An 11,636-nucleotide genomic window follows, 5' to 3' on the forward strand; every position below is an offset into this window, starting at 1 on the left:
TCGTTCAGGCAAAGATCCGGTTCGCTTCGGCACACCCCGGCCGAGCGCCCGTTCCCGGACACTCCCGGGGCCCCGACCGGCCCGTGCGTGTCAACCGGGGTAGACGGGCGACGAGCCCACCTCGACCATCGTCTGCCAGTTCCCCCCGGAGGGCAGCCGGACGATCCCGGCGTCGTCGGAGTCGGCCACCAGCGGCTGCCCGTCATCGTTCGCCGCCGCGATCGCGGTCACCTGGTTCAGACCGGGCAGCACACTCGCCGCCGAGGTCGAGCCATCGGTCTGGATATAGCGCACCTGCTGCACACCGCCGGACTCCTTGCCGACCACCACCAGCCGGCTCGGTCCGGCCCAGGACACCGCGGTCACGGTCTCCATCTGCGGGGCCACCGACTGGAGTTGTGCCACGGATACCGTCGGATCGGCCGTGGAGCCGCTCCGCTCCACCCGTCCGATCTGGAGCGTGGTCCGGCCGCCCTCGGACACCAGCAGCGCGATGCGTACCCCGTCCGCCGACACGCGCAGCCCCTGGATACGCCCGTCGCCGAGCCCCTGGACCGTGACCGGGATCGGCGTACCGGTGCCCTCCGCGAACCGCAGCAGCCGCGGCTTGCCGGGGTCGCGGTCCGCGATCCAGAGATCGCCGTGCCCGTCCCAGCTCGGCGGGGACAGCCGGCTGCGCGCCGGACCGTCGCTGGACACCAGAGCGGGAGCCAGCTCGCCGTCCGACAGTATGGAAGACACATAGAGCGACTTGGCATCGTCCGTGACACCCGCCGCGCGCTTCTCGTCGCGCGCCACCGCGACCGAGCCGAGCTTCACGCCGCCGGTGCCGAACGGTCCGATGACGTGCGACTGGTCGACACTCTCGTCGGCGCTCGCCTGCAGTAGCGACAGCCGCCCGTGGTCGTCGACGAAATACGGATTGTCGGACCGGCCGGTGGTGCGGTCGGGCGCGAACTCCTCGGCCTGGTCGCCGCTGAGCACACAGAGCGAGGACCCGTCGGCCAGCAGCTCGACCTGCCCGACCGGTGTGGAGGTGAGATCCCGCAGGGTGAAGAGCAGCTGCGCCGCCATCTTCCGGCACTGCGTACGGCCCGCCTTGGACGCCTTGTCGTTCAGCGGCACCTTGAGGGCGTTACGGTCGTCGAACTCCAGCGACTTGGTGCCCTTCTGGAGCGCCGTACCGGCGGGGAAGGGCGAGTCGACCACCGGCTTCAGCCAGTTCGTCGGCCCGTCGAGCAGCACCTTGACCGCCTGGGTCACCGGATCCATCCGGGTTGTCGGGTCTATTCGCTGACGGATGTAGACGGGGTCGGCGACCAGCCAGTTCTCCCCCGACGCGAAGTAATACTTGTTGACCGACCGGTAGTTGCGCTGGAAGTCCGACTCACCGAGCACCAGCCCCTGCGGCAGGCTGTCGATGCGCCACTCCTTGGCGCCTCCGACGTCCTGCCTGACCAGCCGGATCTCTCCGGCGTACTCGCTCGGCTCGGTCGGCTGATAGGCATGTACGGAGTCCACGTCCGCGATCCGGTCGCCGTACAGCGGATAAGTGAGAGCGGAACTGTCGGTGCCGGACAGCTCCTTCGGGCCCGCCGGGTCGGGCGCGGCGCGCAGCACCGTCGTACCGGCACCCGGCCGCCAGTACTCGGACGCCTTCTTCGTCAGATACTTCCTGGCCATCGCGAAGTCGGGATCATCACTGGTCATGGCCTCAAGGAAGCCGTTGACGATCTCGTCCGGCTCCGCCTTCTCCCGGGGCGGCACGGCATACACCCGCACCTGCGACTCACCGGGCGGCGACGCCTTGACCGGCTCGACATCGCCACTGTCGGGGATCGAGGCGCACCCGGCCAGCAGCGCGGCGGCAGCCGCCAGCAGCGTCGGCGTCCGGACCGCTCTCACCGGCCCATGACGACCCGGTCCATGACGACGGCGGTCAACGCCCACGAATTGTGTCCTCCCGCTCCGGAGTCCGGCCTGCAGAGTGATCGGAGCGATCGGGTTCGCTCCCGGACGGCCGCTCCCCGGCGGGACGCGCGACCACCCGCGCGCCGCTGCCGGGCAGCGCGGCCGGGTCCACCGTCGCCGTCGTACGGGGCGGGGCGGGCACACCGGGGGCTCCGGCCTGCGCGGAGCGGTCCGCGCCCGGCTGGAGCGGCACACTGGCCAGCCGCTGCGCGGTCTCCTTGAGATCCTGGGCGCCCTCGCGCTCGCGGTGGCGCCGGGAATCCTCGGGCTCCAGCGGTATGGGCGAGCCGCGCAGGGCCTCGTCCGCCGTACGCGGCAGCGTCAGCCGGAACTGGGAACCGCCGCCCGGCTCGCCCCACGCCTGGAGCCAGCCGCCGTGCAGCCGGGCGTCCTCGACGGCGATCGACAGCCCGAGACCGGTCCCTCCGGTCGTCCGGGCACGGGCCGGATCGGCCCGCCAGAAACGGTTGAACACCCGTGTCGCCTCGCCGGGCTTGAGCCCCACGCCGTAGTCGCGTACGGCGATCGCGACCGCCCCGCCCGCCGCGCCCAGCCGTACGACGACATCCCGGCCCTCGCCGTGCTCGACGGCGTTGACGACGAGATTGCGCAGCACCCGCTCGACGCGGCGCGCGTCGGCCTCCGCGACGACGGGCTGCTCGTCCCCGAGAACCCGGATCCGGCTGCCCTTGCGCTCCGCCAGCGGCTCGGCGCCGCCGATCACCCGGCGCACCACTTCGCGCAGATCTATCGGCTCGGCCTCCAGCGCCGCCGCGCCCGCGTCGAACCGGCTGATCTCCAGCAGATCCGACAGCAGCGACTCGAAGCGGTCCAGCTGGTCACCGAGCAGTTCCGCCGAGCGCGCCGTCACCGGATCGAAGTCACTGCGTGCCTCATGGATGACGTCGGCGGCCATCCGCACGGTCGTAAGAGGCGTACGCAGTTCGTGCGAGACGTCGGAGACGAAGCGCCGCTGCATCCTGGAAAGCTCCTCCAGCTGCTGGATCTTGAGCTGGAGGTTCTGCGCCATCTTGTTGAAGGCCTCACCGAGGCGGGCGATGTCGTCCTCGCCGGTGACCTTCATCCGCTCCTGGAGACGGCCGGTGGAAAGCCGCTCGGCGATCCCCGCGGCCATCCGTACGGGCGTGACGACCTGCCGCACCACCAGCCAGGCGATCGCCCCGATCAGCACCACCACGAAGAGCCCGGCCGTGGCGAGCGTGACCTTGACCAGGTTGAGCGACTGCTGCTCCTGCGTCAGCGGAAATATGTAGTAGAGCTCGTACGCGTTACGGTCGACGTCGTTCAGCCGCTTGCCGATGATCAGCCCCGGCTCCGGCTCCCTGGCCTCGGTGGCCCCGGTGTACTTGATCTGGGCGTACGCCTGGAACGGACCGGTCCCCTGCGCGACCGCCGTCCGCAGATCCGCGGGAACACTGGCGAAGTCCACCCCGCCCGACACACGGGGCGCCCTGCTGATGGACACGGCGTCCGCCGCGTCGGGGCTCAGCGCCACCACATTGAACGCGCCGGGGCCGCCACTGGCGAGCTGTTCGACGAGGTCGGACCGCCAGTTGACGGAGTTCCTCCCCGATCTGCCGTTCGTCCCGTCGCCCTCGCGGGCCCCGGGCGCCGCCGGGGCGTCGGCCTTCTCCTTCGCCACGGTGAACCCGCCGGCCGCCTGGCTCTGCGCGGCCTTCTCCTTGGCCTCCAGCAGTCCGTTGCGGACCTGGCCGATGACCACGAACCCGAGCAGCAGCACCACACCGAGCGACATCAGCAGCGTCGCCGCGACGACCCTCAGCTGGATGTTGCGGCGCCACAGCCGTACGGCGGGCAGCAGCGGACGCCGCACCCAGCGCACCAGGAGCCGCAGCACCGGTCCGCCGGGTGAGCCGTCCTGGAGCAGCCTGCCGCTCTGGAACAGCCGGACGAACCGCGCCAGCGCATGCCCCGGCCCGGCAGCCCGCCCCGCACGGACTCCCGGCTCACCGGGCTTCGGAGCAGCGCTGCCGCCGGTCATGTCAGCTCGGTCCCGCCTTGTAACCGACCCCGCGGACGGTCACCACGATCTCGGGCCGCTCGGGGTCCTTCTCGACCTTGGAACGCAGTCGCTGCACATGCACATTGACCAGCCGGGTGTCCGCGGCGTGCCGGTAGCCCCACACCTGCTCCAGCAGCACCTCACGGGTGAACACCTGCCACGGCTTGCGCGCGAGCGCGACCAGCAGATCGAACTCCAGCGGCGTGAGGGCGATCGACTGCCCCTCCCGCTTCACCGAGTGACCCGCCACATCGATGACCAGATCACCGATGGTCAACTGCTCCGGCGCCGGCTCCTCGGACCTGCGCAGCCGCGCCCTGATACGCGCCACCAGCTCCTTCGGCTTGAACGGCTTGACGATGTAGTCATCGGCCCCGGACTCCAGCCCGACCACCACATCGACCGTGTCGCTCTTGGCCGTGAGCATGACGATGGGCACCCCTGACTCTGCCCTGATCAGCCGGCACACCTCGATCCCGTCCCGGCCGGGCAGCATCAGATCCAACAGCACCAGATCCGGCTTGGCCTCACGGAAGGCGGCGAGTGCCTTGTCACCGTCCGCTACGAACGACGGCTCGAAACCTTCACCACGCAGCACAATGCCGAGCATCTCGGCCAGTGCGGTGTCGTCATCGACGACAAGGACACGTCCCTTCATATCGACATCATCCCATTAGCTCATCGTTACCTTGGCGTGACCTGGCACACAGCTCCGCGATTCCGCCCCCGGTCACCGGGGACAGCGCGCCGTATTCGGTGACGATCGCCGTCACCAGTTCCGGAGGGGTGACATCGAAGGCCGGGTTGAACGCCTGCGTTCCCAGCGGCGCCACCGGCATCCCACCTCCCGCCTCCACTCCCGCCACCGCTGTGCGCGGTGCCGTGAGCTCCGTCACTTCCTGCCCCGGTCGTTGCTCCACTTCGATCGACGCCCCGTCCGGGGTATCGAGGTCGATCGTCGTGGTCGGGGCGACCACGACGAACGGCACATGGTGATACCTGGCCAGCACGGCGAGCGGATAACTCCCCACCTTGTTCGCCACCGACCCATCGGCCGCGATCCGGTCCGCCCCGATCAGGACGGCGTCCACTTCCCCCGCCGCGAAGAGCGAACCCGCCGCGTTGTCCGTGAGCAATGTGTACGCCATCCCGTTGCGAGCCGCCTCGTACGCCGTCAGCCGGGCGCCCTGGAGGAGCGGACGGGTCTCGTCCACCCACAGGCGCCGCAGCCGGCCGGCCCGGTGGGCCGACAACGCCACGGCGAACGCGGTGCCCTCCCCGCCCGAGACGAGCGCCCCGGTATTGCAATGGGTCAGGATCCGGTGGCCGCCACCCGGCAGCAGTTCATCGAGGAGCGTAAGCCCAAACGCCGCCATCTGCGCGCTGGCCTCGGCATCTTCACGGTGCAGCCGCCTGGCCTCGGCGAGCGCCGCGGCCCCCGCCTGCTCCGGATCGGCGCCCTTGTCGACCGCCGTCCGGTACGCGTCAAGCGCCCGCCGTACCCCGTACCCGAGGTTCACCGCGGTGGGCCGCGCCCCGGCCAGCCGCTCCGCCGCGTCCTCCACGTCGAAGCCCCGTACCGCGGCCAGCGCCACCCCGTAGGCGCCCGCGATACCCAGGAGCGGCGCCCCACGCACCGCCAGTGCCCTGATGGCACGCACCAGAGCGGGTACGTCGGTACAGACCAGCTCGGTCTCCTCGGCCGGAAGCCTGGTCTGGTCGAGAAGTACCAGTACGGGCCCTTCCGGCGGCTCGTCCCAGCGGATCGACGGAAGCATGGACGGCCCGGCGCCGGCCGGGGATCGTGCGTACTGATCAGCCATTCGCTCAGTCTGCCCGCTGCGGCACGGACAATGAAGGCGAGGACGGAGCAGAGAAGGAGATACGGCCCCCGGTCCGCCGGGGCGCGGCGCGTGGCACGATGGCTGCCAGCCCGCCGCCCCGCTCCGCGGACAGGCGCCGTTGAAGCGCCGGCTCGCCGAGCCGGCCCCGCAACCAATCCACGAGGTGGACGACCGTGAACGACACTCCGGGCTGGGCCTCGCCCGGATCCGCCCCGTCCGACGGCCAGGACGCCGGTGTGCCCAGGCCCGCCGCGCCCGCCGATGACACCGGCTCCCCCTCGAAGTGGTCCGCGGCGCAGCCGCCGGCCGGACAGTGGTCCCCGCCGAGCGCCCCCGGCACAGGCCCCGCCATTCCCCGGCCCACACAGGGCTGGGGCGGGCCCTCCCAGGGCGGCGGTCCCGGCTGGGGCCCGCCACCCGCCGCCAAGCCGGGTGTCATCCCCCTCCGGCCTCTCGGTGTGGGCGAGATTCTCGACGGCGCCGTCTCCACGATGCGCACCCACTGGCGGGTGGTGCTCAGCGTGACCCTCGCTGTCGCCGTGATCTCGCAGCTCAGCGACATCCTCTTCCGCCGCTACCTGCTCCCCGAGCCGGTCGAACTCGACCCGAACGCGAGCCCGTCGGAAGTCCTGAGTCAGGCCGCCGACTCGCTCTCGTCCACTCTGGTGGCCGAGATCCCGTCGCTCGTCATCCTGGTGATCGGCACCCTGTTCACCACAGCCGTGCTCACCGTCGTGATCAGCCGCTCCGTGCTGGGGCGCCCCGTCACGCTCTCGGAAGCCTGGAACGAGGCCCGTCCCCGGCTCCCGCAACTGCTGGGCCTGACCCTGCTGCTGCCGCTGATGAGCGCCGCCATCATGTCCGTCGGGGTCCTCCCGGGCCTGCTGATCGGCTCCGCCGGAGGAGCCGCGCTCACCGCGCTCGGCGGTATGGCCGCCCTCGTCGTCATCGCATGGCTGATGGTCCGCTTCAGCCTCGCGTCCCCCGCGCTCATGCTGGAACGCCAGAGCGTCCTGTCGGCCATGCGCCGCTCCACCAAGCTCGTCACGGGCGCCTGGTGGCGCACCTTCGGTGTGCTGCTTCTTACGCTGCTGATCACCTTCCTGATCTCGATGATCATCGCCATCCCGTTCGTGTTCATCGCCTCCGCGGTGGACAGCGGGGGTCTCGCCGGCCTGTACTCCGGCGAAGGCCCGGAGTTCGGCTGGCCCTACCTGATCGTCACCGGCATCGGCTCGGTGATCGCCTCCACGATCACCTATCCGATCTCCGCCGGCGTGACCGTGCTCCTCTACGTCGACCAGCGCATCCGGCGCGAGGCCCTCGACCTCGAACTGGCGCGGGCCGCGGGCGTGGCGGGCTACGGCACTCAGCCGCCGGGCAGCGGCTCCCCGGGGAACTGAACCGGTGTCCATCACGGGGGCAACGGCACGCGCGCGGCAGCTGATCCGCGCGGACGACGGCATGCCGGTGGACACTCCTCGCGATCCCGCCCGTGAAGCGGCGGAGCGGGAGCTGTCCAGGCCGATGTACCACGAGAACGACCCGAACCTCCTCCAGCGCGCCCTCAACCGCTTCTGGGAGTGGGTCGGTGACCTCTTCGCCTCCGCCTCCGGCGCGGCCCCTGGTGGCCCGCTCGGTCTCACCGTCATCGCGCTGATCGTGGTCGCGCTCTTCGCCGCCCTCTGGTGGCGACTGGGCACCCCGCGCCGCATACCCGGGACGGCGCGCACACTCTTCGACGAGGGCCCCCGCAGCGCGGCCGAACACCGCGCCACCGCGGAGACGCATGCCGCCGCCGCCCGCTGGAACCCGGCCGCCCAGGAACGCATGCGCGCCATCGTCCGCTCCCTGGAGGAACGGGCCCTGCTCGACCCGCGCCCCGGCCGCACCGCCGACGAGGCCGCCTCCGAAGCCGGCCGCCATCTCCCCGACCACGCGGCCCGGCTCCGCACGGCCGCCAGGGAATTCGACGACATCACATACGGCGGCCGCACCGCCGACGAGGAGACATACCGGCGGCTGAGCACACTCGATCTCGATCTGGAAAGAGCGAAACCGCAGCTGAGCACCGTCTCCGGAGGAACGGCCGAGTGACCTCCACGATCAACTCCACCTCGCTCTCCCCCACCACCCGACAGGTCTGGACCCGCAGCCGCGGACTGCTCCTCGCGCTCGTCATTCTGCTCGCGGCCGGGATCGCCATGGCCGCCCTCAACTCCGGTGACCAGCACGGCCGCCTCGACCCGCGCTCCGCCGACCAGTTCGGCAGCCGCGCCGTCGCCGAGCTCCTCAAGGACCGGGGAGTCTCCGTCGAACCTGTCACCACCCTGGACGACGCCACCGCCGCGGCCGGCCCCGACACCACGCTCCTCGTCACCAACCCCGATCTGCTGACAGAACAGCAGCAGCGCTCCCTGCGCACCGCGACGGCGTCCTCGGGAGGCCGCACCGTCCTGCTCGGTGCCGGTCCGCCTTCCGTCAGCACCCTGGCGCCCGGTGTCCGTACGAACACCCCCGCACCTGTCTCGCCCCGCGCCCCGCGATGCCCGCTGCCCGCCGCCGACCGCGCGGGCACCGTCGACATCGGCGGCGAGCGATACGTCAGCGACGTCACCGACGCGGACGCCTGCTACATGAGCGACGGCGTGCCGACCCTGCTCAGGATCACGGAGACCGGCGCGGAAGCCGGTGACACCGTCCTTCTCGGCTCTCCCGACATCCTGTACAACGACCGCCTCGACCAACGCGGCAACGCGTCGCTCGCCCTTCAACTGCTCGGTTCCCGGCCTCATCTCGTCTGGTACCTCCCCTCGCTCAGTGATGGATCCGCCGCCGAAAGCGGCGGCGACAGTGACTTCCTCGGCCTCATCCCCTCCGGCTGGCTCTGGGGCTCCTTCCAGCTCTTCCTCGCCGCAGTGCTCGCCGCCGTCTGGCGTGCCCGCAGGCTGGGCCCGCTCGTGGCCGAACGACTCCCCGTCGCCATCCGGGCCTCGGAGTCCACCGAGGGCCGCGCCCGCCTCTACCGCAAGGCGGACGCCAGGGACCACGCCGCCTCGGCCCTGCGCTCGGCCGCCCGCGACCGTCTCGCACCCCTCCTCGGCGTACCGCCATCCGCTGCCCACTCCCCCGACGTCCTGATCCCCGCCGTCTCTGCCCGGCTCCCGGACACCACCCGAGATCCGCGCACCCTGCTCTTCGGTCCGGCGCCGACCGACGATGCCGCTCTCGTCCGCCTCGCGGACCAACTCGACGCCCTCGAAAGAGAGGTACGCACCTCATGAGTGCCCCGACCGCACAGAACGCCGCGAACACCACGAATACCGGCGACGCCGGGAACACGGACAGCGCCCGCGCTTCCCTGGAGGCCCTGCGCACGGAGATCGCGAAGGCGGTGGTCGGCCAGGACCCCGCCGTCACCGGACTTGTGGTCGCCCTTCTCTGCCGAGGGCATGTGCTCCTCGAAGGAGTCCCCGGCGTCGCGAAGACCCTCCTCGTACGGGCACTCGCCGCGTCCCTCGAACTCGACACCAAGCGCGTCCAGTTCACCCCGGATCTGATGCCGAGCGACATCACCGGCTCCCTCGTCTACGACGCGAGGACCGCGGAGTTCTCCTTCCAGCCGGGTCCCGTCTTCACACATCTGCTGCTTGCCGACGAGATCAATCGGACGCCGCCCAAGACCCAGTCGGCGCTGCTTGAGGCGATGGAGGAGCGCCAGGTCACGGTCGACGGCACGCCCCGGTCGCTGCCCGACCCGTTCCTGGTGGCCGCCACCCAGAACCCGGTCGAGTACGAAGGCACATACCCCCTCCCCGAGGCCCAGCTCGACCGGTTCCTCCTCAAACTGACCGTCCCGCTGCCGTCCCGCGACGACGAGGTCGATGTCCTGACCCGTCATGCGCAAGGCTTCAATCCGCGTGACCTCCAAGCCGCAGGGGTACGGCCCGTCGCCGGGCCCGCCGACCTGGAAGCGGCACGCGCCGCCGTCGAAGGCACAACCGTCACACCCGAGATCGCGGGCTATGTCGTCGATATCTGCCGTGCCACTCGTGAATCCCCCTCACTCGCACTGGGCGTCTCCCCACGAGGCGCCACTGCCCTGCTCTCCACCGCTCGCGCCTGGGCCTGGCTCACCGGCCGGGACTACGTCACCCCCGACGATGTGAAGGCCCTGGCCCTCCCCACACTCCGCCATCGCGTCCAACTCCGGCCCGAGGCCGAAATGGAGGGCGTCACGGCCGACTCCGTCATCACCGCGATACTCGCCCACGTCCCCGTCCCCCGATGAGCCGGTGACCTATGGCCCTCACCGGACGAACCGCGCTGCTCGCGGCCCTCGGCTCACTCCCCGTCGGCCTCTTCGCCCCCAGCTGGGCGGGCATCCTTGCCGTCAACGCCCCGCTCTCACTGGCAATTCTGTGCGACTACGCCCTCGCCGCACCAGTGCGAACGCTCCGATTCACCCGAAGTGGTGATACATCAGTTCGACTTGGTGACAGCGCCGAGGTCCATCTCACCGTCACCAACCCCTCGGGCCGGCGCCTGCGCGCTCATCTCCGCGACGCCTGGCCGCCGAGCAGCTGGCTCCCCGGCACCGAGCAGGCGGCGTCACGGCACAAGTTCACCGTGCCGGCAGGCGAGCGCCGTCGGCTGACCACGCTGCTCCGCCCCACCCGCCGCGGCGACCGCCAAGCGGAACGGATCACAGTGCGCTCGTTCGGCCCCATGGGTCTGGCGGCCCGCCAGGGTCATCACACGGTCCCCTGGACCGTACGCGTACTGCCCCCCTTCCACAGCCGCAAGCACCTGCCCTCCCGGCTGGCCCGCCTTCGGGAACTCGACGGCCGTACGAGCCTGTTGACCCGCGGCGAGGGCACCGAGTTCGACAGCCTTCGCACATACGTACCGGGGGACGACACCCGGTCCATCGACTGGCGGGCCACCGCGCGCCAGTCGGCCGTCGCCGTACGGACCTGGCGCCCCGAACGCGACCGGCACATCCTCGTCGTCCTCGACACCGGCCGCACGTCGGCCGGCCGCGTCGGCGACGTGCCTCGCCTCGACGCGGCCATGGACGCCACACTGCTGCTCGCCGCGCTCGCCTCACGAGCAGGCGATCAACTGGACCTCCTCGCCTACGACCGTCGCACCCGCGCCCAGGTCCGGGGCCGAGCGGCGGGCGATGTCCTGCCCGCACTGGTGAACGCGCTGGCTCCGCTCGAACCGGAGCTCGTGGAGACCGACGCACGCGGCCTCGCCGCGGCAACACTCAAAAACGCCCCGCGTCGCTCACTCGTCGTGCTGCTCACCACGCTCGACGCAGCTCCCATCGAGGAGGGCCTCCTCCCGGTCCTGCCTCAATTGACCCGACGCCATACGGTCCTGGTGGCGTCCGTCGCGGATCCCCATGTCGAGAAGATGAGCCGGGAGCGGGGCTCGGTGGACTCGGTCTACGAAGCCGCCGCCGGCACACAGGCACAAGCACAGCGACGTCGTACAGCGGAACAATTGCAGCGCCACGGAGTCACTGTCGTGGATGCCACCCCAGAGAACCTGGCTCCGGCCCTCGCGGACGCTTATCTGGCATTGAAGGCTGCGGGACGCCTCTGAGAACGAGAGCGAAGATGGGGAGCCGACGGCTTTCGTCGGCTCCCCAGTACCGACTACGTCGAGAAATGGGTCCTGAACGCAGGAATGCCCCGCACCAAAAGGTACGGGGCATTCCCACAATAATTGTTCGGCGGCGTCCTACTCTCCCACAGGGTCCCCCCTGC

At 70.9% G+C, this 11,636-nt stretch carries 9 protein-coding genes; 5 read left to right on the plus strand and 4 right to left on the minus strand.

Translation table 11 applies throughout. From position 1 onward, the window contains the following. Nucleotides 1–90 precede the first annotated feature (90 nt). From M1203_RS32385 to mtnA, 4 genes are read right to left on the minus strand one after another with little or no spacing between them, the layout of a single operon-like run. On the minus strand, nt 91–1,950 hold the full coding sequence (locus tag M1203_RS32385) for an LpqB family beta-propeller domain-containing protein (protein ID WP_374404525.1): 1,860 nt from the start codon (nt 1,948–1,950) through the stop codon (nt 91–93). Next, nucleotides 1,940–3,994 (minus strand): MtrAB system histidine kinase MtrB, encoded by a 2,055-nt coding sequence (gene mtrB, locus M1203_RS32390; protein ID WP_249953396.1) that lies wholly within the window; start codon nt 3,992–3,994, stop codon nt 1,940–1,942. The genes M1203_RS32385 and mtrB overlap by 11 nt, the downstream gene beginning before the upstream one ends. 1 nt (nt 3,995) lies before the next feature. After that, the gene (gene mtrA, locus M1203_RS32395; RefSeq protein WP_003968748.1) at nt 3,996–4,673 is read right to left on the minus strand and encodes a two-component system response regulator MtrA; all 678 of its coding nucleotides are present in this window, start codon (nt 4,671–4,673) and stop codon (nt 3,996–3,998) included. Nucleotides 4,674–4,680: 7 nt separating this feature from the next. After that, a complete protein-coding gene (gene mtnA / locus M1203_RS32400) occupies nt 4,681–5,838 on the minus strand; it encodes an S-methyl-5-thioribose-1-phosphate isomerase (protein WP_249953397.1) in 1,158 nt (385 codons plus the stop codon). 194 nt (nt 5,839–6,032) lie between these two features. On the opposite strand from mtnA, the gene M1203_RS32405 reads away from it, so the two are divergent. From M1203_RS32405 to M1203_RS32425, 5 genes are all read left to right on the plus strand, one after another. Further along, on the plus strand, nt 6,033–7,262 hold the full coding sequence (locus M1203_RS32405; protein ID WP_249953398.1) for a glycerophosphoryl diester phosphodiesterase membrane domain-containing protein: 1,230 nt from the start codon (nt 6,033–6,035) through the stop codon (nt 7,260–7,262). Between the two features lie 61 nt (nt 7,263–7,323). After that, nucleotides 7,324–7,956: a DUF4129 domain-containing protein gene (locus M1203_RS32410; protein WP_249953414.1), complete on the plus strand. Its 633-nt coding sequence runs from the start codon at nt 7,324–7,326 to the stop codon at nt 7,954–7,956. After that, on the plus strand, nt 7,953–9,143 hold the full coding sequence (locus M1203_RS32415) for a DUF4350 domain-containing protein (RefSeq protein WP_249953399.1): 1,191 nt from the start codon (nt 7,953–7,955) through the stop codon (nt 9,141–9,143). The genes M1203_RS32410 and M1203_RS32415 overlap by 4 nt, the downstream gene beginning before the upstream one ends. Further along, nucleotides 9,140–10,150, plus strand: a complete 1,011-nt coding sequence (locus tag M1203_RS32420) for a MoxR family ATPase (protein WP_249953400.1) — start codon at nt 9,140–9,142, stop codon at nt 10,148–10,150. Before M1203_RS32415 ends, M1203_RS32420 begins: the two co-directional genes overlap by 4 nt. A gap of 11 nt (nt 10,151–10,161) precedes the next feature. Beyond that, complete coding sequence (locus tag M1203_RS32425; RefSeq protein ID WP_249953401.1) at nt 10,162–11,472, plus strand: DUF58 domain-containing protein; 1,311 nt, start codon at nt 10,162–10,164, stop codon at nt 11,470–11,472. Nucleotides 11,473–11,636: the final 164 nt, after the last annotated feature.

This window comes from Streptomyces sp. 35G-GA-8 (assembly GCF_023534745.1).
GTDB lineage: Bacteria > Actinomycetota > Actinomycetes > Streptomycetales > Streptomycetaceae > Streptomyces.